Genomic DNA, 24248 nt, shown 5'->3' with positions numbered 1-24248 from the left:
GTGCAGCCTCACCGGCACCTTCACGGTGCGGCAGCTGCGGATCAAAGGGCTTCGGCGAACATCGGGATCAGCAGGGACGTGCCCTCGCGCGTGAGGTGCGCCTCGTCGCGATAGATGGCACGGCCATCCCGCTCATAGATGCACGCGCCGCCGTTACAGAGGGCCGGCGCGAGGTCGATCGCGCGCGCTCCCGTCTTCGCAGCAAGAGTGGCGAGGAAAGTCTGTGCGCCTGCCTCCCTGCTCCACCACGGATCGCCAACGGCACGCGGCGCGAAGCTGGCAAGCCCTCGGCGTTCCAGCAGCACGGCCTGAGGCACCTGGAAGCGCTGTTCCGCCACGGGCCCCACGAGCCAGACGCGCTTGCCAGCGGAGGAAAGCTGTTCCGTCAGTGACGAGAGCCCACGCGACAACGCGGCCTCGTTACTGCCCTCCCCGCCTGTGCCGGCCGACATGAGGTCCGCTCGGCCGAGCCTGGAATAGGCTTCGCCGCCGATGCGCTTCCCGGTGAGGTTGCCGGTCCAGTACGATCCCAGGAACACGTCCTTCACGTCGGGGTGGGACAGGATCGTCGCGAGTGCCGCCTTGTTGACGGCGATGCACGCTGGATTGCGGTCCGTCGCAAGATCGGGCACCGGCGGGCAGTTCCAGGCTCCCAGTTGCAGTCCGGAACGGCCCTTTTCGCGGGCGGCGCCGTCGAACGCCGGCGCCAGCGCTTCGGCGTGCGAGTCACCCCAGAGGACGAAATCGGCAGGGCGCCCGGCCTCCCCCAGTCGGCATGCAGGCACGTCTCGCGGGCCGTCGTCGGAGAGGCAGTGGGCAACGAACCAGGCCTGGAGTTCCCGGTCCAGCAGCAGCGGGCTCGCATCACCGGTCCCGTAAAGGGCCTGGAGGGTCCGGTCGGAGCGCCAGAGCAGACGCGAGGCCGAGGCGAGAACGAGCAGCGTGAGCGCCGATGCCGCGAGAACGCGGAAGGCCGGAACGGCGCGGAAGCGTCGTCCTCGAAACGGCTGCTCGACATAGCGCCATGACATCACTGCGAGCCCGTACGAGGCGGCGATGCCGGCAAGCAGCCATGGAGCCGTCAGCGGCTCCTGGCGCAGGTGCCTGAGGAAGACGAGGACAGGCAGGTGCCAGAGATAGAGCGAGTAGGAGATCCTGCCCGTGAACAGCACGGGCGCAACCGCGAGAAGCCTCCCCGAGATCGATCGCCCGCCCGCGGCGATGATGAGGACGGCGCCCAGCACCGGCGGTATGGCGAGCGCACCGGGAAACGGCAGGTCGGCGCTGTATCCGACGACGCTCGCCAGGATGAGCGCCAAACCGGCGCCGCCGGCCCAGCTGCGCCCTTCGAGGCGTTGGGCCAGGGAAGGCGCCGCGGCCAGGATCGCCCCGGCGAGGAACTCCCAATCACGGAACGGCAGGAGGAAGAACGCCGCCTGCGGAGCGAGCTGCACTGCGACGATGGCCGCCACCAGCGAGACCGCGGCCAGGGCCGCGAGAACGGTTGCCGCAAAGGAGCGCCTGATGGCGATCAGCAGCAGGGGAAAGACGATGTAGAGCTGTTCCTCCACCGAGAGCGACCACGTGTGGAGGAGAGGAACGAGGTCGGCCTGCGGAGCGAAATACGAGATGTCCCGCCAGAAATGGACGTTGGAATAAAACAGGCTCGCCGCGAAGGCGCTGGCGGCAAGCGAGCGCAGCGAGGTGGGGGTGAGCAGCACACTCCCGGCTACGAGAGTGGCCACCAGCACGAGGGCGAGCGCGGGAAGGATGCGCAGCGCCCTGCGCTTGTAAAACGTCGCGAGACCCGCGAGCCGTCCCTCCTCGCCGCTCAAGAGTATGCGGCCGATGAGGTAGCCCGAAATCACGAAAAAGACGTCGACCCCGACGAAGCCGCCGGAAAAGCCGGGCACTGCGGCATGAAAGAGGATCACGGCAGCCACCGCGATGCCGCGCAGGCCGTCGATCTCGGGCCGGTAGGAGAGACTTTTCTCCGTCATCGTCCGAGGAACCCACAGCGAACGAGCGTAAGCGCACCCCGGCGCAGCGGGCGCACTCCGTCGCCTGCAATCGCCGCGGTCAGGAGCACAATGCGAATGGCTTGCAGCAGGTCTTTCTCCGTCAACGGCTCGCGGCGCACCACCACCCGTTGCGACGATCCGGTATCGGGACGTTTACGGTCGGCGCTTAGGTTCGACAAGCTGCGACCCGCGCTGCGGGCACGGCTCCGGGGAAGCGGCATCGCAGGGCGCGGCGACTTCGAACTGGCCCGGGCAGCCTCCAGACGCTAGAGACTTCGCGTGGCGCCGGCCGGATTGGATGGACGCTGTCCGCAGCAGATCGCGTAACCGGGATCACCCGGCATGTGACGAGGTGAAGGACTTGACGAAGTGACGGACATGGCCGCGAAGCAATCGGCCCGGAAGGAATCGGCGAAGTGAAGACCGCCATATTCTTCCTGAGCATCCTCGCCGCCCTGCCGCTGGCGATGGTGCTGCGATCGGACCGCCGGTTCGTGCTGATGGCATGGATCGTGGTCGGCACGCTGCCCTTTGTCTCGACCCTTGTCCGCATCCGGCTGTCACTGCTCGGCTGGGAGGAATGGACGGGCCATACGTACGGTATCGAGATCTCAATCGTCGACATCGTCATCCTGGCGCTGCTCCTGGCGGACCAAAGGCGGCAGAAGATCCCCTTCCCGCACTTCCCGTTCCTTCTGTTCGGCGCCGCATTGTCGGCGTCGATGCTGCAGGCGCCGGAGCCCATCGCCGCGAGTTTCTCGGTGGTGCAGTACCTGCGCTTCTATTTCATCTGCTACGCCGTCACGCTCTGCGCCACGGACGACTCGGTCCTGCTCAACGTCATGCGGGGCATGGCCTTGGGCCTGCTTTTCGAGGCGGGGGTGGTCTTCTACCAGCGCTTCGGCCTGGGTATCGCCCAACCGGCCGGGACGTTCATCCACCAGAACTCGCTGGGACTGTTCTCGCACTTCGTCACCTACCCGCAGTTCGCTCTGCTCCTGGCGGGCGAGACGGGAGTGATGACCGTGCTTGCGCCGATCGCAGGCGCGCTCATCGCGGTTCTCACAGCCTCACGCGGCGCGAGCGCCTTCACGGGCCTCGGCTTCATCGCGACCCTGCTGCTGTCTTTCACGGACCGCGTCACGCCCCGCAAGATGATGGCGGCGGGCGCGGGTGTGCTCGCTCTGCTCGTCCTGGTACCTCTCGCAGTCTCGTCCTGGCAGAAGCGCATCGAGGCGGGCGAGAACGTCAACGACGAAAGCGTCTATGACGAACGCGCCGCCCTCAACATGTCGGCGAGCCTCATGCTCGACGACTACCCGTTGGGCGTCGGAGCCAACAACTACTCCTATGTGGCCCGAAACGAGGGTTACGCCGTGCGCGGCGGCATCGTTGCGGTTGAATCCAACCTTGGGACGAACGTCCACAACGTCTTCTGGCTCATGGCGGCGGAAACGGGATACCCAGGCATCGCAGCCTATATGGTTTTGCTTGCCTGGCCGCTGGTGGCTGCAGTGAGCGCCGGGTGGCGGGCACGACGAACGCCGCGCGGGATGCTGAGCCTGGGCTTTGCCGTATCGCTCGCGGCCGTCTACGGCCATTCCACCCTCGAATGGATCCTCCTGAGTTACGAGGGACAGGTGATGCTGTCGCTCGTTTTCGGCCTGGTCTTCGCCCAGGCGTACCGCGTGGCGGAGGCGCTCAAGCAGACCGACCCCGCCCGTCAGCAGGTCGCCGAGGTTCGGGTCACGAGCAAGCAGGTCTGATAGGGGCGGGCTCGCCCCGTCCGGCGAACCCGCGACCGCGCCTTGGGATTGCATCAACGGTTGCACTATAGAAACGGCTCGCCGGAGATTGGGAACCGGCGTCCAAGCACGACACGCCCCGGCGCGACGAGGATCGGATGACGACGCAAACCCGAGTGGATCCAGGCCTTTCCGCCCCGGACTCCCGGTCCGCGCGGGTGGGTGTCGTCGTCATCGGACGCAATGAGGGCGAGCGCCTCGTCACCTGCCTGAAATCGGCGATGGGTGGCTCGGGATCGCTCGTTTACGTTGACTCCGGATCGAGTGACGGGTCCGTCGAGAAGGCGCGGTCCATGGGCGTGCGGGTCGCGGAACTCGACATGTCCACCCGCTTCACCGCCGCGCGGGCCCGCAACGAGGGCGTGCGGACCCTGCTGGAAGAGGGCGGTTCATTCGACTTCGTCCAGTTTGTCGACGGCGACTGCGAGCTCATCCCGGGCTGGATCGAAGCGGCAGCCCGGTTCCTGAGCGAAACGCCGCGAGCCGCAGCCGTGTGTGGCCGCCTTCACGAGCGACATCCCGAGCGGTCGGTCTACAACGCCCTCTGCGATATCGAATGGGACACGCCCGTGGGAGAGGCCAAGGCGTGCGGCGGCATCGCGATGTTCCGCCTTTCGGCCTTCGAGGCGGTGGGCGGCTTCCGCGACGACCTCATCGCGGGTGAGGAGCCGGAGCTCTGCGTGCGTTTGCGCGAGGCCGGCTGGACAATCTGGCGCATCGATCGCGACATGGGGCTTCACGACGCCGCGATGACCCGCTTCGGCCAATGGTGGAAGCGGATGGTGCGCGGCGGCTTCGCCTACGCCCAGGCTGTCCACCTGCATGGCGCACCGCCCGAAAACCACGGCAAGCGGGAGAGCAGGAGCATCTGGGCGTGGGCCTTCGCGCTCCCCCTCGCGACCCTGGTTCTTGCAGGACTGATCGGCCCTTGGGGCTTCGCGCTGCTGTTGGCATACCCGCTTCAGATCGTACGGCTTGCCCTGCGCGGCGACAGGTCGCCGCGGATGAACTGGGCACGCAGCGTCTTCCTGGTCGTCGGAAAGTTCGCCGAACTGATGGGACAGCTCAAGTTTCTGCGACAGCGGGTGTCCGGACGAGCCGCGCCGCTGATCGAGTACAAGTGACGGGCGGATCGCTCAGTTCGGGCTGCGTCCGCGGACCGCATCCTTGATGGTCTCGAAATACAGGTGGCGGGGCAGGTCGAACTCGGTGTGGGCCCTGTTGATGGCGATGGGGTTCGTGCCGAGGCGCGAGATCCCGGCAGTGCCCAGCATGCATGCCAGCCCGGCACGGCTCATCGCCTCGTGTTCGAGATGGGCTGGAAGCCGGCGGCCGAAAGGATAGGCGAAGGGCAATTCACCCAGCCCGAGCGTCTCGCGCAACCGCCGCGCCGGCTGGACGAACTCCGCGTCGAGGTCGTCTTCGGTGAGCTCGCTGCAGAACGGATGAGTCAGCGTGTGCAGGCCGACCGTATGGCCTTGCTCGATCCAGTCCTTCAGGTCGTCATGGGTCATATAGGGACGATGGCGCGCCAGGAACGAGGCCAGGGGCGGCATTCCGGCCCGCTCCCACATATCGTCCACGAGCCCGTCCTTCTCCGCCGGCCGCCACGGAACCGCGCAGAACGGGAAGTCACACATCCCCGAGATCGAAGGACCGGCACCGCGCCTCGAAACCGTTTCGTTGTAGACCCGGACGAATGCCTGCTCGCCCTTCTCCGCCAGAATGGCAGTGAGCTTGTGGACCCACATGAGGTGGGCGTTGTCCACGCAGGCTTCGGTCACGAACATCGCGGCCCGAATGCCGAACTCATCGAGGATGTCGCGGCAGTGTTCGACGGTCAGGCAATCGTCGAAGGTGAGGCAAATGGCAGGCTTGTCCAGCCGCTCGCCGCTGCTGTTCAGGCGCATCGCCTTCTCGAAGGTGACGAAGCGGAACCGGCGGGACAGCAGTTCGAGGTCGCTGCGAAACTTCTCGACGTCTATGCCACCGAACAGGCGGAGCGCCTCGCTGCCGGCGGGCCAGACACCGTGGTAGAAAACCATGTTGAGGCGGCGTGCGAAAAATCCGCCGAGCAGCGGCGCTGCGATCTCGCTGGACAGCGCGGAAGCTACGATCCGCTTGACCCTGTCTTTCATCACCGCCTCGGTTCGAAGTCACACGCAGCCGCGTCAGCGACCACAAGGAACTGGCCGGGGACCGGGTCCCCGAATTCCACTTTGGCAGATTCGCCACGTCGAAGGTGACCCGACCTGCAAAGGTCCCATGACAGGCCGGCGAGGCCTGTGCCGTCCTCCCGACGCGGCGTCCCGCCGCAGCAATGACATGAACGCAGTATGCCTGCTCCGGAAGCTCGCACAATTACTTATCATAATGATTGAAATGCAACAGCGGCCTACGAGACCGGTTAAAGCGCGTCGGCCGAGCAAGCTAACGTCACGATATGAAGCCATTAATAGCCCGCCTGCGACGCTGGCCCCGTTTCTGCCCCGGCCCGCTTGTATCTGAGTGTGGCGCCTACGATTTAAAATTTGACCGGCTGGGTACTGTCACCGGTCACCAACCGATGCTAGAGGCATGAAACGATGCAGGGTGAGAGCGCGTATCGGGGAGGGAGCGTCCATGTGCGGGCGCGTCCGGCCCGCTTCGCGGGGTAGTCTTGGCATGCGGCGTGCACACAGTGGGCTGCACTAACGGATTGATCGGATTGCGTACCGATTTCGGACGCAGGTTTGGACAGTGTTTAAGGCGACGTGCACCTGAACTGGCGTAAGGTCAAGACCACACAGTTCAATTTGGAACGGATTGCCCGTTTACGGGTGTTGGCGGTCCCGGCTTGGAGCATCAGAACGTTATGTTGGAATATCCCAGAAATCGGAACCTGGATGCTCCGACCTACCATGAGAGCACGAGCCTCGCCGAGGTTTCTGAAGTCTGGCTCCGCGAGATGCTGCGGATCCTGCGCCGCCGCGCTGGACTGATCCTACTCTTCACGTTTGCCCTGACGGCTCTGGGCGCCGTCTACTCGCTCGTAGCGACGCGCATCTACACCGCCTCCACATCTGTCCTGGTCGGCGCCAACCGCATCAACCTGACCTCGGACGTCCAGGCGCCCCTGCAGGCGACGGACAACCTCGTCGAAAGCCAGGTCGAGATCATCCAGTCGGAGACGATCGCCAACCGGGTCGTGGAGAAGCTCAAGCTCTACGACAATCCGCTGTTCAACGGGTCGTCGGCCGGACGTTTCGGTAACTATGCCAACAACGCACTCGACGTGATTTCCGACTGGCTGCCGGCCAGCTGGGGCGTGATGAAGTACAAGATCCTGCCGCGGTCCACCGTCGACCGTTCGCCGGAGTCGCTGCGTCTCGTGGCTGCGGCGACCCTGCAGGGCAATCTGAAGGTCGCCCGCTCGGCGCGGACCTACGTCATCACCATCGCCTACTCTTCGCCCGACCGCGTTCTCGCCGCCGAGGTCGTGAACGGTGTCGCGGAGGCGTTCCTCACCGACCAGCTCGAAGTCCAGTACGACCAGACCCGGCGCGCCGCGGCATGGCTGAGCTCGCGGCTGGAGGAGATGAAGCAGCGGGTCGAATCCGCCGAGCGCGAGGTCGAGGACTACCGCGCCTCGAAGAACCTGACCCAGGCGAACGGCCGGCTGATCGGCGACCAGCAGCTGCAGGAACTCGACACCCAGCTCACTCTGGCGCGCGCGCGCGCCGCCGAGACCAGCGCCAAGATGGAGCAGGTCCGGGCCATCGACCTCGCCGGCACCGACCCTGGGGCGTTGCCCGAGGTGACGAACTCCGAGGCCGTCACCCGGCTGAAGACGCAGTACAGCGACGTCGTCCGGAACATCACCGATCTCTCGAACAAATACGGCTCGGCCCACCCGCTCGTGCAGAGCGCGCAGCTGCAGCTGCAGAACGTCAAGAAGCTGATCGAGGACGAGGTCCAGCGGATCGGCGAGAGCTACAAGAACGACTACGAGGTCGCAGTCGCCCGCGTGGCGAGCCTGAACAAGAGCTTCAACGAGCTGCAGGCCCGCAACGTGGAGCAGAACCAGGCGCTCGTCCGGCTGCGCGAACTGGAGCGCGAAGCAAGCTCCAGCCGCACGATCTACGAGAAGTTCCTGAACCGCTACAAGGAGATGAGCGGCAACGAGGCGCTGCCCTCGCCTGACGCGCGGATGCTGGCGACCGCCACCGTGCCGCAGGATCCGAGCCAGCCCCAGCCGGTGCTCATCATGTTCCTGAGCCTCTTCGGCGGCGCTTTCCTGGGCCTCGGCACCGCCTTCGCGCTGGAGCACCTGCACACCGGACTGCGCACCCGCAAGCAGGTCGAGGACGCGTTCAACGTGCCCTTCCTCGCCCTGGTGCCCCTCCTCCGCGGCAAAAAGCAGCGCGACATCGCGAGCTACGCGGTGGACCACCCCCTGTCGAACTACGCGGAGGCCATCCGGTCGATCCGCATGGCGATCCATTTCGCCGGCGGTTCGGGAGACGCCCGGGTGGTGGCGATCGCGTCCGCCCTGCCGGCAGAAGGCAAGAGCACCACGGCGCTCAGTCTCGCCCGCTACTCTGCCAAGAGCGGCCTGAAGACGGTGCTCATCGACGCCGACATGCGCAGGCCGACCGTGACGGGGCTCGTGGCGCCGCACAGCGAAGTGGGTCTCGCCCAGGTCCTGGCCGAGGAGGCCAGCCTCAAGTCGGCGCTGATCCCGGACGTGGTCACGTCGATGGCTTTCCTGCCCTGCGTCAGGAACAGCCAGGGTGCCTTCACCGCGGAAATGCTGGCCTCGGATGCGATGAACAAGCTGATCGCGGACTGCCGCGCCCAGTTCGACCTCGTCGTGATCGACGTTTCCCCGCTGATCCCCGTGGTCGACGCACGCGCCCTGCTTCCCCTCGTCGACAAGGTCATTCTCGTCGTCGAGTGGAACAAGACCTCGCGCTTCGTCGTGAAGGAGGCGCTTCAGCTTCTCTGGACGTGGAAGGAAAGCATCCTCGGCATCGTCCTCAACAAGACGGACATGCGTCGCGTCCACCACTACGAGCAGTACAACAGCAAAGCCTACGCGAACCGCTATCCTGACTATTACGGAACCAAGCGCTGAGCCATGCGTGAGACGGGGAAGCGGGCCGGCAAACGCCCGCACGCCTCAGGTCATCGTGAGCCCGGGATGCAGCCGCGCGCCGGGACGACAAGGGAATGGACATGCATTTTGCAGTGAGCACAACGCCGATGCGGCGCTTCGCGGCCTGGCTGGGCGCCTCGTTCATGGCGCTTGGGCTGGCGTGCTCGTCGGCGAGCGCGGCCTATCTCCTCGGCCCTGGCGACAAGCTCGTCGTCACGGTCTACGGCGCACCCGACCTGGAGCGGCGCACTGCGGTCAACGCCGACGGGCAGATCATCATGCCGCTGATCGGGTCCGTGCCGGTCGCGGGTCTGTCGATCGACGATGCCAAGCAACTGATCCAGAAGCTCCTGGCCGAGAAGAACATCGTTAAGGTCCCCGACGTCTCCATCGACATCACCGACCATCGTCCCTTCTACGCGACGGGCGACCTGTCACGCCCGGGCTCCTACGCCTACCAGCCCGGCCTCACGGTCCGGCAGGCTGTGGTGCTGGCCGGTGGCTATGATCTCGTGCGGTTCCATTTCGGCCAGAACCCGTTCATCCAGGCTGCCGAGCTGCGCTCCGACTACCAGACGCTGTCCACCGACCTTGCCCGCGAGCAGCTGAAACAGGTCCGGCTCCAGGCAGAACTGGCGGGCAAGACGGACGCCGATTTTGGCAAGTTCGCCGATATCCCGATCAGCCAGAAGACCTTCGAGGACCTCGCCTCGATCGAGCGCAGGTCGCTAAAGGAGCGCATGGACAACGCAGCGCGCGAGCAGGCCTCGCTGCAGCGCGTGGTGGATTTCAGCAAGGCGCAGGTGAGTGCTCTCGACGCCTCGATCGCAGGCGAGAGCGACAACATCAAGCAGCAGCTGGAGGATACCGACAAGTTCAAGACGCTGAGCGAAAAGGGCCTCATCACCTCGAACCGCGTGCTCGACGAGCAGCGGTCGCTCAACCTCGCCCGGACGCGCCTGCAGGACAACCAGGCCCGCGCCGCTCTGGCCCGTCGCGAACTCGAGAACGCGCAGCGCGCCGTCGACCGGTTCGTCGAACAGCGCCGCAGCGACCTCACCACGCAGCTCTCCGAAACCCTGGCCAACATCGAGCGGATCAAAAACCGGGTCGAAGCCTCGGCCGAGAAGTTCGCCATTCTCGGGACCGGCAGCTCGGCCATCCTCATGGCGGGCGGCGATGGCCCGGAAGTCACCGTGTTCCGCGCCGAGAACGGCAAGCAGGTGACCATCCGCGGCGATCTCGACACCGCGATCGAGCCCGGCGATGTGGTCCAGGTGCAGCTGAAGGCGTCCAAGCTGCTCGGCATGGCCGTGGACAAGTAAGGGCAACCGGGATCGCTCCCGCTTCCGGACAGGGATTGCCGTTGACGAGAGGCGCATGACGGTCGGCAACACAGAGACGCAGGGACACCGCCCGCGTGGCCGCTCCCGGCTCCTCACCCTCGCGGTCGGCCTCGCGCTGGCCGCGGGCGGGCTTGCCGGGTCATACAAGCTGTATCGCGAGTTCAAGCCGGTCCGGTTCGTGACGGCGCCGTCTCTCGAGACCATCGACTTTGCACTGCCTGCCCTCCCCGGCGTCCTGCTCGCGGACGGTTCGCCGGCGCCGGGACTGTCGCGCAAGGACTTCGAGGGGAAGGTCACCGTCCTGAATGTCTGGGCGTCATGGTGCCCGAGTTGCCGGGGCGAGCATCCCGAACTGATGGAACTCGCCAGGGAACTCGACGGCAGGCTCGTCGGGTTCGCTCATCGCGACACGGCGGACAATGCGGGGAAATATCTCCAACAGGCCGGCAATCCCTTCTCGGCCGTCGGCATCGACACCACTGGTACGCTGTCCAGCCATTTGCGCGTGGTGGGAATCCCGGTGACGTTCGTGATCGACGGAGCCGGCCGTATCGTGCACCGCATTGAGGGCGGCCTCGACGCCACGTCGATCCGCAAGCAGCTGCGCCCCGCCATGGAGCGCGCCAGGGCGGCAACCGTACCGCAGGCCGGCTAGTCCGGGCCGCTCCGAGCGCTCGTCAGCCAATCCGTGCGATGGCGTGGAAGAAGCAGCCAGTGACGTTGCCGCGCCGGCTGCCCGTCGCGGCCGGAGCCGAGCCATAGGCATCCGTGGCCATGGCGAAGGGCTCGTCGGCGCCCCTGTCCACCACTGTCGAATAATGGAACTCGTGACCGGCGAGCAGGGTGCCGGCCGGGCCGAGTGGGCCGTCGGCGACGAGTTCCGCCCGGCGGTATCCGAGGTTCATCTTGCGATGGGCGAAGCTGGTCCTGAGATCGAGCAGGCCCGCCATTACGTGCTCCTCGCCTTGGGCATCCGTCAGCGAGCGGCCGAGCACCATGTACCCGCCGCACTCGCCGTGCACCGGATGGCGCGCCGCGAACCGGCGCAGGCCGGAGAGGAAGCGGCCGGCCCGCGACAGGGCGGCGGCATGGAGTTCGGGGTAGCCTCCTGGAAGCCAGCACGCATCACAATCGGGCGGTGGCGGCTCGTCGTTCAGGGGTGAGAACGGCACGATCTCGGCCCCTTGCGCCCGCCAGAGCGCCAGGAGATGGCCATAGGTGAAGGAGAACGCCTGGTCCTGGGCGAGCGCGATACGCCGCCCCGGTGCCGGCAGGCCCGCGGCGGGTGATCCGCCCGGCATCGTCGTTGCACCGCCTGCCGCATGCTGCACGGCGGTCAGGTCGACATGGGCGGAGACGAGGTCTGCCATGGCGTCGAGAATGCCCGGGAGATCGCTGGTCTCGCCGGCCTGCACGAGGCCGAGATGCCGCTCCGGCAGCTTCACGGACTCGCTGCGCGGAATGGCGCCGAGAACCGGGATGCCGAGCGCCTCGATCGCCTCGCCTGCGAGGCGGCGATGGCGCGGGCTGCCGACGCGGTTGAGGATGACTCCTGCGATGCGGATGCGCGGATCGTAGGCGGCGCACCCCGCGGCGATCGCCGCGGCGGACTGCGACTGTCCGCTGACGTCGAGGACCAGCAGCACCGGCCAGCCGGTGGCGGCCGCCACGTCGGCGGACGAGCCGGAGCGGCCGGAAGCGGCGGGCACCCCGTCGAAGAGGCCCATCAGCCCCTCGCATAGCACGAGGTCGACGTCGCGCGACGTGGCTGCGGCACAGTACTGCAGCATCTCCGGCGGCATCGCCCAGGCGTCGAGATTGAGGCTGGGCCTGCCGGTTGCCGCGGCATGGAAGGCGGGGTCGATGTAGTCCGGCCCGCATTTGGCCCCCGCGACCCGGACCCCGGTGCGCGACAGCGCGCGCAGCAGCCCGAGCGTCACGGTCGTCTTGCCGCTCGACGAGCGCGGGGCGGCGACGACGAGGCCACGGGTCAACGCACGGTCTCCAGGCCGATCGCAAAGGGGGCGAGCACCTCCCGCAGCGCCACGATGGCGCCGATCGCGACGATGGCGGGAGCCCCGAAGCCGCGGCGCTCCGCCTCGTCCTTGGCCCCGCCGAGCGTGGTCACCAGCACGCGCTGGCGCGGCGTCGTCGCCTCCGTGACCACCGCCACGGGCGTATGTGGCGAGAGGCCGCCATCCTGAAGAGCGAGCGCGATCTCACCCAGATTGCTCATCGCCATGTAGAGCACGATCGGTGCACCCGTGCGCGCCAGCGCCGCCCAGTCGACGCCGCCCTCGGCATCGGGCGCGCAATGACCCGTGGCGAGGATGACGGCGTGGTTCGTGTCACGCGTCGTCGCGGGAATGCCGGCATAGGCGAGCCCGCCGAGGCCGGAGGTGACGCCCGGGATCACACGGTACGGAACCCCCTCGGCCACGAGGGCCAGGGCCTCCTCCCCGCCCCTGCCGAAGACGAAGGGATCGCCGCCCTTGAGGCGCAGAACCCGCTTGCCCATGCGCGCCAGCGCGATCAGCCTGTCGGTGATGGCGCGCTGTGTCGGAGAGGGTTTACCGCCGCGCTTGCCCGCGAATTCCAGCGCCACGTCGGATCCGGCGAACTGCAGGATCGCGTCGTTGACGAGCGCGTCGTAGACGACGATGTCGGCCGTCCGCAGGGCGTGCACGGCGTGCAGGGTCAGCAGGCCGGGGTCCCCGGGCCCCGCACCGACGAGCCAAACCGAGCCCGGCTCGAAGACAGGCAGGAACGACGCCGCCTCGTCCAGACCGATCATGCCGACGCTCCGCCGCAACCCTTCGCTTCACCCGCGCTTCCCCGCCATGCCGTGACACGGTAGGAGGGCTCATGTCGAGCGAAGAAGCGCCCCGATCCGTCTTGCGCCGCGGCTGGACGACCGGCACCTGTGCCGCCGCCGCCACCCGCGCGGCCTGCGAGGCGCTGGTCACGGGCGCCTTCCCGGACCCTGTCGAAGTGGCGCTGCCGGGCGGCGGGCGCCCGGCCTTCGCCCTGGCGCTTACCGAGAGCGGCGAAGGCTATGCCCGCGCCGGCATCGTCAAGGACGCCGGCGACGATCCGGACGTCACGCATGGAGCGCTCGTCATCGCGACGGTCCGGCCTGCTTCCGCCGGCAGCAGCGTCCTGTTCCGCGCCGGGGCCGGCGTCGGCATGGTCACGCGCCCCGGCCTGCCGATTCCGCCGGGCGAGCCGGCGATCAACCCCGTTCCGCGCGCCATGATCCGCGCGGCGGTCGAGGAGGTCGCAGCCCTGTTCGGCCGGGGTGGCGACGTCGAGGTGGAGATTTCCATTCCCGGAGGAGAGGAGCTTGCGAGCCAGACGCTCAACGCCCGGCTGGGCGTCGTGGGCGGCCTCTCCATCCTCGGCACGACCGGGATCGTCGTGCCCTATTCCTGCGCGGCCTGGATCCACACCATTCACCGCGGCATCGACGTGGCCCGCGCCATGGGCCTGCGGCACGTTGCAGGCGCCACGGGAGATGTCTCCGAGAAAGCCGTGCAGGCCCTCTACGGTCTTCCCGAGCCCGCGCTCATCGACATGGGTGATTTCGCCGGCGGCATGCTGAAATACTTGCGCCGCAATCCCGTCCAGCGGGTCACGGTCGGCGGCGGCTTCGCCAAGATGTGCAAGCTCGGGCAGGGCCTGCTCGACCTGCACTCCCGCCGCGGCAGCGTCGATACGGGCTGGATCGGCGAGCGCCTTCGCGAGATCGGCGGCAATCCCGCCTGGGCAGAGGGGACACAGAGCGCCAACGAGATCCTGTCGCGCTCCGGTGACCTCGCCGGCGCGCTGGCGGCGCGGGTTGCCGGAGAGGCCTGGGCGACCGCGGCCCGCGCGCTCGACGGGCATGGTGCCGCCTTGGACATCGTCGTGGTCGACCGGGAGGGAACGATCCTGGCCCGCACGGAACCCCGCGCGACCGGCTGACGGGTAGCTCACGCACTCCCTCCCCGCCATCCCGGCGTGCGGAAGCGGCGGCGATAGCCGGCGTCATAAAGCGCGCTGGCGCGAAAATCCTCCGCGCCGAGGACACGGCCGATCACGATGAGCGCCGTGCGCTCGATCGGCGCTTCCCCGACGCGGGCCACGATGTCGGCGAGGGTCCCCCGCACGATGCGCTGGTCCGGCCAGCTCGCCCGATAGACGACCGCCATGGGGCAGTCAGCGCCATAGTGGGGCAGGAGGTCCGCCACGACGGTGTCGAGGGCATGGACGGAGAGATGGACGCAGAGCGTCGCGCCGGTGCGCCCGAAGGCGGCGAGCGTCTCGCCTTCCGGCATCGACGAGGCCCGTCCCGGCGTACGCGTGAGGACGACGGACTGGGCGACCTCCGGAAGGGTCAGCTCGCGCCCCAGAGCCGCCGCGGCGGCAGCAAAGGCAGGTACGCCGGGGGTGAGCGTCCAGGAAATGCCGAGACTGTCGAGCAGGCGAAGCTGCTCGCCGACGGCGCTCCACACCGAAAGGTCGCCGGAGTGGAGCCTGGCGACGTCCTGCCCTGCGGCGTGCGCCTGCGAGAACTCGGCACCGATCTCTTCCAGCGACAGGGGCGCCGTGTCGACGATGCGCGCCTCCGGGGGGCAATAGGCGAGGAGTTCGGCAGGAACCAGCGAGCCGGCATAGAGGCAGACGGGGCAGCGGGCTAGGAGGTCGCGCCCGCGCACCGTGATCAGGTCCGCGGCGCCGGGGCCTGCGCCGATGAAATGGACCGTCATGCCTCCGCCTCCGTGCCGCGCGCCGCCGCACAGGTTGCACCGCCCTCCGCCACGCGTTTCACCACCAGCGCCGCTCCCTGTCCCGCCCCCGCCAGAGCGGCGGTCTCGGCGACGGAGGGAACCCCGAAGAGCTCGACCACCCTCTCCGAGCGCGTCTGCGCGCCGGGAGACGCGGCGGCCATCACGGCGCGCGGCAGATAGACGAGAGGCAGGCCCAGGGCGACAGCGGCGGCGGCGATGCCGGGTTCGCCCTGCTTCTCGATGGTCGTGAACAGCGCCATCATGGGCGCCGGGCCCGCCTGCGCCATGACGCGGCGCACCAGCGCCTCGATGGCCTCGGCCGGGCAGCCAGCCCGGCATCCGACGCCGAGCGCCAGCAGGCCGCGCAGAGGCCCAGGCGTTCCGCTCACGGCTTCACCGCCGCCCATTGCACGACTGGCATGGCCGCGCGCCAGCCGCGAAACCCGCCGACTGCTTCGGCCCGCGACACCTGCATCTGAACCAGTTCTCCGCCAAGGGCCGAGTGTCGCGCCATCACCTCCGACTGGGTCTCCAGCGTCACCGCGTTCACGACGAGCCGCCCGCCGGACGGCAGGACCTCCCAGACCGCGTCCAGCAGCCCGGGAACGGTTCCGCCACCTCCGACGAAGACGGCGTCGGGCCGGGGCAGGCCGGCCAGGATTGCCGGCGCCCTGCCCTCCACCACGCGCAGGCCCGGCACCCCGAGTGCCGCGGCGTTGCGCGCCACCCTCGCCGCGCGATCCGGCCTTGCCTCGACGGCAATGGCGCGCATGGCGGGGTCGCTCAGCATCCATTCGATGCCGACCGAGCCCGAGCCCGCGCCGACGTCCCACAGCAGGTCACCCCTGCGGGGCGCCAGCGCGGCCAGCGTCACGGCGCGGATCTCGCGCTTGGTGATCTGGCCGTCATTCTCGAACCATTCGTCCGGCAGGCCTGCAGCGAGCGGGATCACGCGGGCGGAGCGGTCGGCAGCGACTTCGATCCCGACGAGGTTGAGGTCGGCGACGTCTTCCCCGGCAAACGCCTCGGCAGTCGTGTCCGTGACGCGCTCGCGGCTCCCGCCCAGCGCCTCGAGCACCACCATGCGCGAGCGTCCCATGCCGTTTCCGGCGAGCTCGGCCGCGATGCGCTGAGGGGTCGTCGCGTCCCATGACAGGGCCAGGATGCGGGCACCGGGCTGCAGATGCGGCTTGAGCCGCTCGAAGCTCCGTCCATGCAGCGACAGAAGCGCGCAGTCCTGCAGCGGCCAGCCCAGCCGGGCGGCCGCGAGGCTGAACGACGAAGCAGCGGGAAGGCACAGGATCTCGTCGGCCGGGACATGGGCGGCCAACGTCGCGCCGACGCCGTAGAAGAAGGGGTCTCCCGAGGCGAGGACGCAGACGTCGGTGCCCCGCCGCTCCAGGATGGACGGGATGGCGTCCGTCAGCGGCGAGGGCCACGCCATCCGCTCCGCCGGTCCGGGCGGCACCATGGCGAGGTGGCGCTCGCCGCCCACCACCAACCCCGCTTGCGCCACGAGCCGCGCTGCGGCAGGAGAAAGGCCATCGAGCCCGTCTTCGCCGATGCCGACGATGGCAAGCCAGCGCCGCGGCGCCTGCGGTGCGGGCGCGGCACTCACGAGACTGCTCCCGGGACAGATCGATGCGCGTGCTGGTGCTGGGCGGAACGACGGAAGCGAGCGAGCTGGCCCGTGCCCTCGCCGCGCGGCCGGAGTTCGATGCGCGGCTGTCCCTTGCCGGCCGCACCGCCAATCCCGCACCGCAGCCGCTTCCTACCCGGGTCGGCGGTTTCGGCGGCGCAAACGCGCTTGCTCATTTCCTCCACGAGGGCGGCTATCACGCCGTCGTCGATGCCACGCATCCCTTCGCCGAGCGCATGTCCTTCAATGCCGCCGAGGCAGCCGGGGACGCCGGCGTGCTGCTCGCCGCGCTGGTCCGCCCGGCCTGGACGGCGGGCGAAGGCGACGTCTGGACGGAGGTCTCCGACGCGGCCGCGGCGGCGGAAGCTCTCGGCGGAGCCCCGCGAACGGTGTTCCTGACGGTCGGCCGCCTGTCCCTTCCCGCCTTCGCCAGCGCCCCCCAGCATCTCTACGTCATCCGCAGCATCGACCCGCCGGACCCCGCCGACCTGCCACCCCGGCACCACCTCGTGCTGGATCGCGGACCGTTCGACGCCGAAGACGAGGAGCGGCTGATGCGCGAGCATGGTGTCGAGGTCGTCGTCACCAAGAACAGCGGCGGCTCGGCCACCGAGGGCAAGCTGGTGGCCGCGCGCAGGCTCGGCCTGCCCGTGGTCATGATCGCGCGGCCCCGGCGCCCGAGCGTTCTGGAATTGCACGACGTCGCGGAAGTGCTCGACTGGCTCGCCGCTCATCGACCGGCCCCGTAGCTGCGCGGCGTCAGCATCCAGGCCCGCTTGCCGCCGGGCCTTTCGATCAGCCTCGTGTCGCTGGAGCCCACCAGCACCAGCGTGCTCATGTCGGCGAGGCCGGGGTCCGCTTCGGCCAAGGTGGTGATGGCGACCGCCTCGTCGGACCGCCCGACCGCGCGGGCGAAGGCCACGGGCGTCGAGCCCGCCTTCAGCCGCCGCAGCAGCGCGAACGCCTCGTGGATCTGCCCGGGCCGGGCTTTCGAAGCGGGATTGTAGAAGGCCATCACGAAGTCGCCTTCAGCGGCAGCCGCGAGCCGCCGCTCGACGACGGACCAGGGCTTGAGATTGTCCGACAGCGATATCGCGCAGAAATCGTGCCCCAGCGGCGCACCCAGCCGCGCGGCAGCCGCCTGCATGGCGGACAGGCCGGGCAGGACGCGGATGTCGAGCTCCCGCCACGCGGGATCGCCTGCCTCGACGGCTTCCAACACGGCGGCGGCCATGGCGAAGATGCCGGGGTCGCCGCCCGACACCACGACGACGCGCGCTCCGCCCGCCGCCAGCTCCAGCGCGTGGCGGGCCCGGTCCACCTCGACGCGATTGTCGCTGGCGTGGCGGGAGAGCCCGTCCCGGTGCGGCACGCGGTCGACATAGGGGAAGTAGCCGACGATGTCGGTCGCCTCGGCCAGCGTGGCCTCGACCTCGGGGGTCACCCAGTCCGGCGCGCCCGGGCCGAGCCCGGCCACGGCGAGCCAGCCGCTCACGGCCGCCTCCCCTGCCCCGGGACGACGATGATCGAGAAGTAGGGCGCGAGGTCGTCCGTCTTCTCGGCCAGGGGAACGACCTTCTCGCCCGGCATGGTGCCGCGCTCGACATAGATGGCCCGGTCGAGGAGGCCAGCCTGCGTGACGGCGGCCCGCACCTTGGAGAAGTTCTGCCCGAGCTTCATCACCACGGCGGCGTCGGTCCCGGCAAGGCGGGCGGCGAGGTCGTCGCGGTCGAGCGTGCCGGGCAGGACGGTGAGCACGTCGTCACCCCAGGTGATCGGGGTCTTAGCCGCTGTCCAGCACCCCGACATGCCGGTGACGCCGGGGCAGATCTCGACGCGGTGCCGGTCCCGCAGCCGGACGAAGATGTGCATGAACGAGCCGTAGAAGAGCGGGTCCCCCTCGCACAGCAGCGCCACGTCCCGGCCGTCCGTGAGGTGGGAGGCCACGAGCTCGGCCGACTGGTCGTAGAAGCCGCCGACCTCGCTGACATAGTCGGCGTGAGCGAAATGGATCTCCGTCGTCACCGGGTAGAACAGCGGCAGCTCGGTGCTCTCGGGCCTGATCCAGGGATCGACGATGGTGCGCGCATTCCCGCGCCGCCCCTTCTTGGCGAAGTAGGCAATGACGGGGGAGGACTGGACGAGCCGCACCGCCTTGACCGTCAGGAGGTCGGGATCGCCCGGCCCGAGCCCGACGCCGTAGAGCGTGCCGGGCCCGCTCATTCCGGCGCTCCCGCGAGCGCGTTGACCGCTGCCGCCGCCATGGCGCTGCCGCCCTTGCGGCCGCGCACGACGATGGCGGGCACGCGGCCGTCGGCCAGCAATGCCTCCTTCGATTCCGCCGCGCCGACGAAGCCGACGGGCATGCCGATGACGCAGGCGGGCTTCGGCGCCCCCGCATCGAGCATCTCGAGCAGCCTGAACAGCGCCGTCGGCGCATTGCCCACTGCCACCACCGCACCAGCCAGACGCTCCCCCCAGAGCTCCATCGCGGCGGCCGTGCGGGTATTGTCCATGACCTTTGCGAGATCAGGCACGCGCGGATCGTCCAGCGTGCAGATCACGTCGTTTCCGGCCGGAAGCCGGGTGCGGGTGACGCCGTTCGCCACCATCCGGGCATCGCAGAGGATCGGGGCGCCAGCCTTCAGCGCCGCACGCCCGGCCTCCGCCGCGCCCTGGATAAAGGCGATATCAGCGGCAGCCTCGACCATCCCGCAGGCATGGATGATACGCACGGCGACGACCTCCTCCTCCGGCGAGAAGCGGCCGAGGTCCGCTTCCGAGCGGATGATGGCGAAGGAGCGCCGGTAGATCTCGGCTCCGTCGCGGATGTAGTCGTAGCGCTCGCTCACGCGGGCCGTCCTCCCTGGCCGCCCCCGGCGGCGCGCGCGATGAACTGCGCCGCTGCCCCGGCCGTCAAGCCTTGCGCCGCGGGAACGCCGTCGGCGGAGCCGCCCAGAACGACATCGTAGAGGCCGTCCCGGCCGACCAGTGTCGCAGGAGCGACGCCGGGATGGGCGCAGCCCTTCCTGCAGCCCGACACGTGAAGGCCTACGCCGCTGGCCGACAGGGACCGAGCCAGGCCGGCCAGGTCCGCCGCGTCGGGGCGAGTGCGGACGGTGGCCGAAGCGCAGCCCGGCATGCCTGCACAGGCGGCGACGGACAGCCGGGGATCCTCCGGGTCGATGATGAGATCGGCCACGCCGGAAAGCGCGACGGGATCGGCGACGCCCGGCAGCAGGACGAGCCGCCACGGCGTCAGGCGCAGTTCGCCGTTTCCATGGCGTTCCGCGCAGTCGGCGAGAACAGCGAGCGCGTCGGCGGTCCAGGTGCCGAAGGGCGCGGCGACGCCGAGCACGGCGAGGTCACCGGTGCGCCATGCGCCGGGCCTGCGAGCCGGGGCCGGGACGTCGGGGCGAGCCGGCGCGGCCCTGCGCACGAGGCCGGCCGAGGCTGCGAGCGCCACGGGCCCCAGCGCGTCGGCCAGCCGTGCCATCCGACGGGCCTGGGGGCGCACCTCGCCCGCGAGCGCGAGGAATGTCTTTCCCAGCGAGGCCGCGACGTCGGGAACATCGGCCGGGCGGCAGACGGCCACGGGATGGGGCTCACTTTCGCCCGCAGCCTTGACCGCGAAAGCGGCAGTGCCGTCGTCCCGGCGGAACGCCTCGAAGCGGATGTCTGCATTAACGCCGTCGAGCCGCGCCGTTCCGCCGTCATCAACGAGGAAACCGAACTTGCCGGGCAGGGCATGCAGCGCGCGGTCGGCTTTCAGCCGAGCCTCCAGCGCCGCCACGACGGGGCGGATGTCGAGCACGGCCGCCGGATCGAGGCCCGCCAGCGGACCGGCGATGACGTTGCGCACGGCCTCGGCCTCCGCATCGTCGTCGAGGACGCCCAGGCTGTTCAGCCTTTCCGTCAGGGCGGGGAGACTGTCTTCGGTCACGCCACGCAATTGCAGGTTGGCACGGGCCGAGTGGTCGACCAGCCCGTTCCCGAACTCGCGTGCGCACTCCGCGAGGGCGCGGGCCAGCGCCGGAGGGACGATGCCGCCGCTCAGGCGCAGCCGCACCAGCAGTCCGTCACCGGTCCGCATGGGGCGCAGGGCACCGGGGCACCAGCCCTTGCGCAAGCCGTCACGGGCGCTCATTCGGCAGCCTCCAGTGTCTCGCGCAGCACTTCCACGCTGGAGTTGCGGCGCGACGTCCAGTAGCCGCGCGCCAGAGCGGCCTCGAAGCGTGCCGCCATGGCGCGGGCAGCGCGGGGGTTGGAGGCCATCAGGAACGCGCGCACGGCCTCGTCGCCGAGCGTCGCGTCCCAGACGAGGTCGAAATGCCGGCTCGCGACCGTCTCGGTGGTCGCGGCGAAGGCGTAGAGGTTGTCCAGCGTCCCGGCGATCTCGGCGGCGCCGCGATGGCCGTGGCGCATCTGGCCGGCGATCCATTTCGGATTGGCGGCCCGGCTGCGCACCGTGCGCGCCACCTCCTGCGCCAGCGTGCGGACGACCGTCTTTCCGGGCGAGGTTGCGTCGACGTGGTAGATGGCCGGGCTGGAGCCCAGCGCCGCCGCAGCCGCGGAGAAGCCGCCCTCGTGCTCGGCGAACGCGTCGGAGTCGAGAACGTCCTGCCCCGGCAGGTCCTGCACGTGGAGGAAGGCATCAGCCGCCCCGACTCGGTCCCGGAAGGCCTTGCCCGCTTCGCCTTCGCCCGCCTTGCCGTAGGCGTGCGACGTCGCCGCGAGGTAGGCCTCGCCCAGCGCCTCGCGATCCTCGAACGCGTCGGCGCTGATCAGGTCGGAGAGCCCCGCGCCATAGGCACCCGGCGCGGCGCCGAAGATGCGGGCGCCATGCTGTCCGCCGCGCGCCGCTGCTGCGATCGGATTGTCCGTCTCGTCCTCGTCCAGCGTGGCGACCCGGGCCACGGCCTCGTCGAAGAGCGCGATCTGCGCGGGGAACATGTCGCGGAACAGGCCGGAGATGCGCAGCGTCACGTCCACGCGGGGCCGGCCGAGCGAAGCAGGCGGCACGATCTCGAAGCCGGAAACGCGCGACGACGCGTGGTCCCAGGCCGGCCGCGCACCGATCAGCGCGAAGGCTTGGGCGAGGTCGTCGCCCCCGGTCCGTGTCGTTGCGCTGCCCCAGAGGTCGAGCACCACGCTGCGCGGCCAGTCGCCATGGTCCTGCAGATAGCGCAGCACGACCTCCTCGGCCGTCCGGCGACCGATCTCCCACGCCGTCCGCGTCGGCACGGAGCGGGGATCGACGGCAACGAGATTGCGCCCCGTCGGCAGCACGTCGATGCGGCCACGCTGCGGCGCGCCGGCCGGGCCAGGAGGCACGAAGCGGCCATCGAGTGCGGCCAAGAGCCCGCTCGTTTCCTCCAGGCCGCACGCCTTGACGCGGGACGTCCAGCCGGGATCCCCCTCGCCGGCCACGGCAAAGGCCGCAACGGCGGCATCCGTGGGCTCAACCCCGAAGACGTGCAGCCCTTCGCCGATGCGCATGTCCTTGAGGTCGCAGAGCCACGCATCGAGCCGCTGCAGCGCCTCGGCCTCGTCCACCTCGGGGCCGAGCCCGGCCTCCCCGGCGAGGCCCGTCTCCCGCGCGCGTTCGAGGATCAGGGACGACAGGCGCCGCGCCCGGCGGGCGTCGAGGCCCTGCGCCTCGGCATACTCGTCGAGCAGGCCCTCGATCTCCATCGCCGCGCCATGACTGCCGGCGGACACGAGAGGCGGCGTGAGGTGGCCCACCGTCACCGCCGCAATGCGGCGCTTGGCCTGAGCCGCCTCGCCGGGATTGTTGACGATGAACGGGTAGACGACGGGCACCGGCCCGAGCACGGCTTCCGGGACGCAGGCTCCCGAGAGCGCGACAGCCTTGCCCGGCAGCCACTCCAGCGTGCCATGCGTGCCGCAATGGATCATGGCGTCCAGACCGGCCACCTCGCGCAGCCAGAGGTAGAACGCCACATAGGCGTGCCGGGGCGGCCGGACGGGATCGTGGTGATCCGCCTTGCGGTCCAGCGCGGCCCCGCGGTCGGGCTGCAGCGCCACGGTGAGCCGGCCGGCGCGGACGGCCTTGAAGTGGAAGTCACCGTCCTGCGCTGCGGGATCGGCATCCGGCCCGCCCCACGCCTCGACGATGGCGGAGCGGACTGAGGACGGGAGGCGCGCAAAGGCTTCGGCATAGGCCGCGACCGGCCAGGTTTCGACGGCCTCGCCGGCCAGCGTTTCCATCAGGGCGTCCCCCTCGGGCAGGTGGCCAACGGTGTAGCCGGCCTCGCGCAGCGCCGCCGCGATGCGACCGATGCTGGCCGGCGTGTCGAGCCCCACCGCATAGCCTTCCCGGCCGCCTCTGCCGGGATAGTCGGACATGACCAGCGCGAGGCGCCTGTCGTCAGGCTTCGTTCGCCCCAACCGCGCCCATGCGGCGGCGAGATCGGCGACATGGGCCACGCGCTCCGCGTCCGGCGTGTGCACGAGGCGCGAGAACTCGAGCGCCTCGCTGCGCGCGGCCGATTCCTTGAACGAGATGGCCGTCGTCACGATGCGTCCGTCTGCCTCGGGCAGGACGACGTTCATGGCGAGGTCCGCGGCAGAAAGTCCGCGCGATCCCGCCTCCCAGGCCTGCCGCGCGCTGCCGGCCAGGATCACCTGGAGAACGGGCCGGTCCGCCCGGTCGAGCACGCAGCCGCCCGCGTCAAGCCGGCCGGAGAAGGCCGTGGCGTTGAGGATCACGTCCGGACGGCTCGCGGCGATGTGCTCCTCCAGAACCGTCGCCGCGGCGGGATCCTTGAGGCTGGTGACGAAGACGGCGTCCACCGCCAATCCTCGCGCGGCCAGCGCATCGGCCAGCGCGGCGATCGGCGCCGTGTCGGCCGCAGCGACATGGGCGCGGTAGAGGACGACGAGGGCCCGGGGGGGCTGGGCGTCTGAAGACGCGCTATTGAACTGCGCGTCTGAAGACGCGCGGTCCGGCTCCGGCCGGCACGCCTCGGCGAAAAGCCCGGCTGCGGGCAGCGCCTCCGGCTCGGCCCACGGCCTCTCGTTGCCGATCGCCGAGGCAATCCAGCCGAGGCAGGACGCGGCATTCGCCAGCCCCCCGGACTGGAACCAGCCCCAGAGCCGGCGCAAATCCTCGACCGGCAGGGTCGACGCCGCATCGAGGCGCGGGTCCTCCATGTAGTCGCCAGGTAAGACGGCGAACTGGAAGCCATGTCGCCGCGCCGCATCCGACAGCTGCTCCACGCCGTAGCGCCAATAGTCCATGCCGCCGAGAAGCCGGACGAGAACGAAGCGCGCACGGGCGCAGACCTTCTCGACGTGGAGGTCCACCGAGTAGGGGTGCCGCATGAGGGCGAGGTTTGCGAGGCGCAGCGAGGGCGCATCCTCGCCACCGCGCTCCCAGGCGGCAGCCATCAACGCGAGGTCACTGTCGGTGAACGACAGGAACACGATGTCGGCGGGCGACTGCGCAAGATCGACAGCCTCGACCGTGTCGTCGAGGCTGATCGTCTCCGTGCGCAGGATGTGCATC

General features: G+C 69.5%; 19 protein-coding genes. 7 read left to right on the top strand and 12 right to left on the bottom strand.

The window, feature by feature from the left end; genetic code table 11:
* Positions 1-41: 41 nt before the first annotated feature.
* A complete protein-coding gene (locus AC5JCN_RS02005) occupies positions 42-2000 on the bottom strand; it encodes an acyltransferase family protein (RefSeq protein WP_495753328.1) in 1959 nt (652 codons plus the stop codon).
* 437 nt (positions 2001-2437) lie between these two features.
* On the opposite strand from AC5JCN_RS02005, the gene AC5JCN_RS02000 reads away from it, so the two are divergent.
* Together AC5JCN_RS02000 and AC5JCN_RS01995 are read left to right on the top strand one after the other, a co-directional pair.
* On the top strand, positions 2438-3787 hold the full coding sequence (locus tag AC5JCN_RS02000) for an O-antigen ligase family protein (protein ID WP_495753327.1): 1350 nt from the start codon (positions 2438-2440) through the stop codon (positions 3785-3787).
* A 137-nt stretch (positions 3788-3924) separates the two neighbouring features.
* Complete coding sequence (locus AC5JCN_RS01995; protein ID WP_495753326.1) at positions 3925-4950, top strand: glycosyltransferase family 2 protein; 1026 nt, start codon at positions 3925-3927, stop codon at positions 4948-4950.
* 12 nt (positions 4951-4962) lie between these two features.
* On the opposite strand, the gene AC5JCN_RS01990 is transcribed toward AC5JCN_RS01995, so the two are convergent.
* Positions 4963-5964 carry a polysaccharide deacetylase family protein gene (locus AC5JCN_RS01990; protein WP_495753325.1) on the bottom strand — a complete coding sequence of 334 codons (1002 nt, stop codon included), beginning with the start codon at positions 5962-5964 and terminating at the stop codon, positions 4963-4965.
* Between the two features lie 719 nt (positions 5965-6683).
* Here AC5JCN_RS01990 and AC5JCN_RS01985 point away from each other — a divergent pair.
* The 3 genes from AC5JCN_RS01985 to AC5JCN_RS01975 all read left to right on the top strand — a co-directional run bounded on the left by AC5JCN_RS01985 (position 6684) and on the right by AC5JCN_RS01975 (position 10964).
* Complete coding sequence (locus tag AC5JCN_RS01985; protein ID WP_495753324.1) at positions 6684-8942, top strand: polysaccharide biosynthesis tyrosine autokinase; 2259 nt, start codon at positions 6684-6686, stop codon at positions 8940-8942.
* Between the two features lie 95 nt (positions 8943-9037).
* Positions 9038-10288, top strand: a complete 1251-nt coding sequence (locus tag AC5JCN_RS01980; RefSeq protein WP_495753323.1) for a polysaccharide biosynthesis/export family protein — start codon at positions 9038-9040, stop codon at positions 10286-10288.
* Positions 10289-10343: 55 nt separating this feature from the next.
* Complete coding sequence (locus AC5JCN_RS01975) at positions 10344-10964, top strand: redoxin family protein (RefSeq protein ID WP_495753322.1); 621 nt, start codon at positions 10344-10346, stop codon at positions 10962-10964.
* A gap of 22 nt (positions 10965-10986) precedes the next feature.
* On the opposite strand, the gene AC5JCN_RS01970 is transcribed toward AC5JCN_RS01975, so the two are convergent.
* The gene (locus tag AC5JCN_RS01970) at positions 10987-12303 is read right to left on the bottom strand and encodes a cobyrinic acid a,c-diamide synthase CobB (RefSeq protein ID WP_495753321.1); all 1317 of its coding nucleotides are present in this window, start codon (positions 12301-12303) and stop codon (positions 10987-10989) included.
* Positions 12300-13103 carry a uroporphyrinogen-III C-methyltransferase gene (gene cobA, locus AC5JCN_RS01965; protein WP_495753320.1) on the bottom strand — a complete coding sequence of 268 codons (804 nt, stop codon included), beginning with the start codon at positions 13101-13103 and terminating at the stop codon, positions 12300-12302. Before cobA ends, AC5JCN_RS01970 begins: the two co-directional genes overlap by 4 nt.
* 71 nt (positions 13104-13174) lie before the next feature.
* Between cobA and AC5JCN_RS01960 the strand changes: the two genes are divergently transcribed.
* Positions 13175-14272 (top strand): cobalt-precorrin-5B (C(1))-methyltransferase, encoded by a 1098-nt coding sequence (locus AC5JCN_RS01960; RefSeq protein ID WP_495753319.1) that lies wholly within the window; start codon positions 13175-13177, stop codon positions 14270-14272.
* 8 nt (positions 14273-14280) lie between these two features.
* Here AC5JCN_RS01960 and cobM read toward each other — a convergent pair whose 3' ends face one another.
* The 3 genes from cobM to cbiE are packed head-to-tail and all read right to left on the bottom strand — an operon-like array spanning position 14281 to position 16696.
* The gene (gene cobM / locus AC5JCN_RS01955; RefSeq protein ID WP_495753318.1) at positions 14281-15057 is read right to left on the bottom strand and encodes a precorrin-4 C(11)-methyltransferase; all 777 of its coding nucleotides are present in this window, start codon (positions 15055-15057) and stop codon (positions 14281-14283) included.
* Positions 15054-15467 (bottom strand): cobalamin biosynthesis protein, encoded by a 414-nt coding sequence (locus tag AC5JCN_RS01950; RefSeq protein WP_495753317.1) that lies wholly within the window; start codon positions 15465-15467, stop codon positions 15054-15056. Before AC5JCN_RS01950 ends, cobM begins: the two co-directional genes overlap by 4 nt.
* A complete protein-coding gene (gene cbiE, locus AC5JCN_RS01945; protein WP_495753316.1) occupies positions 15464-16696 on the bottom strand; it encodes a precorrin-6y C5,15-methyltransferase (decarboxylating) subunit CbiE in 1233 nt (410 codons plus the stop codon). Before cbiE ends, AC5JCN_RS01950 begins: the two co-directional genes overlap by 4 nt.
* Positions 16697-16719: 23 nt before the next feature.
* Here cbiE and AC5JCN_RS01940 point away from each other — a divergent pair, with 23 nt between their 5' ends.
* The gene (locus AC5JCN_RS01940) at positions 16720-17466 is read left to right on the top strand and encodes a cobalt-precorrin-6A reductase (protein WP_495753315.1); all 747 of its coding nucleotides are present in this window, start codon (positions 16720-16722) and stop codon (positions 17464-17466) included.
* Here AC5JCN_RS01940 and cobJ read toward each other — a convergent pair.
* Genes cobJ through cobN form a run of 5 tightly spaced genes read right to left on the bottom strand, consistent with a single transcriptional unit; the run spans position 17448 to position 24247 of the window.
* Entirely contained in the window at positions 17448-18212 is a 765-nt protein-coding gene (cobJ, locus tag AC5JCN_RS01935; RefSeq protein WP_495753314.1) for a precorrin-3B C(17)-methyltransferase, read from the bottom strand. The genes AC5JCN_RS01940 and cobJ overlap by 19 nt on opposite strands.
* Positions 18209-18940: a precorrin-2 C(20)-methyltransferase gene (locus tag AC5JCN_RS01930; protein WP_495753313.1), complete on the bottom strand. Its 732-nt coding sequence runs from the start codon at positions 18938-18940 to the stop codon at positions 18209-18211. The genes cobJ and AC5JCN_RS01930 overlap by 4 nt, the downstream gene beginning before the upstream one ends.
* On the bottom strand, positions 18937-19569 hold the full coding sequence (locus AC5JCN_RS01925) for a precorrin-8X methylmutase (protein WP_495753312.1): 633 nt from the start codon (positions 19567-19569) through the stop codon (positions 18937-18939). Before AC5JCN_RS01925 ends, AC5JCN_RS01930 begins: the two co-directional genes overlap by 4 nt.
* Positions 19566-20864 (bottom strand): precorrin-3B synthase, encoded by a 1299-nt coding sequence (gene cobG / locus AC5JCN_RS01920; protein WP_495753311.1) that lies wholly within the window; start codon positions 20862-20864, stop codon positions 19566-19568. The genes AC5JCN_RS01925 and cobG overlap by 4 nt, the downstream gene beginning before the upstream one ends.
* Positions 20861-24247 (bottom strand): cobaltochelatase subunit CobN, encoded by a 3387-nt coding sequence (gene cobN / locus AC5JCN_RS01915; protein WP_495753310.1) that lies wholly within the window; start codon positions 24245-24247, stop codon positions 20861-20863. Before cobN ends, cobG begins: the two co-directional genes overlap by 4 nt.
* Between the last annotated feature and the right edge of the window lies 1 nt (position 24248).

The organism is Alsobacter sp. (genome assembly GCF_059501845.1).
Note: the sequence above shows the minus strand (reverse complement) of the source record. Positions and strands in the feature narration are given on the sequence as shown.

Coding starts and splice junctions, on each gene's coding strand:
- cobN (WP_495753310.1), bottom strand. CDS start 24,247: ATGCACATCCTGCGCACGGAGACGATCAGCCTCGACGACACGGTCGAG.
- AC5JCN_RS01980 (WP_495753323.1), top strand. CDS start 9,038: ATGGACATGCATTTTGCAGTGAGCACAACGCCGATGCGGCGCTTCGCG.
- AC5JCN_RS01940 (WP_495753315.1), top strand. CDS start 16,720: ATGCGCGTGCTGGTGCTGGGCGGAACGACGGAAGCGAGCGAGCTGGCC.
- AC5JCN_RS01990 (WP_495753325.1), bottom strand. CDS start 5,964: ATGAAAGACAGGGTCAAGCGGATCGTAGCTTCCGCGCTGTCCAGCGAG.
- cobG (WP_495753311.1), bottom strand. CDS start 20,864: ATGAGCGCCCGTGACGGCTTGCGCAAGGGCTGGTGCCCCGGTGCCCTG.
- AC5JCN_RS01960 (WP_495753319.1), top strand. CDS start 13,175: ATGTCGAGCGAAGAAGCGCCCCGATCCGTCTTGCGCCGCGGCTGGACG.
- AC5JCN_RS01995 (WP_495753326.1), top strand. CDS start 3,925: ATGACGACGCAAACCCGAGTGGATCCAGGCCTTTCCGCCCCGGACTCC.
- cobM (WP_495753318.1), bottom strand. CDS start 15,057: ATGACGGTCCATTTCATCGGCGCAGGCCCCGGCGCCGCGGACCTGATC.
- AC5JCN_RS01930 (WP_495753313.1), bottom strand. CDS start 18,940: ATGAGCGGGCCCGGCACGCTCTACGGCGTCGGGCTCGGGCCGGGCGAT.
- AC5JCN_RS01975 (WP_495753322.1), top strand. CDS start 10,344: ATGACGGTCGGCAACACAGAGACGCAGGGACACCGCCCGCGTGGCCGC.
- AC5JCN_RS02005 (WP_495753328.1), bottom strand. CDS start 2,000: ATGACGGAGAAAAGTCTCTCCTACCGGCCCGAGATCGACGGCCTGCGC.
- cobA (WP_495753320.1), bottom strand. CDS start 13,103: ATGATCGGTCTGGACGAGGCGGCGTCGTTCCTGCCTGTCTTCGAGCCG.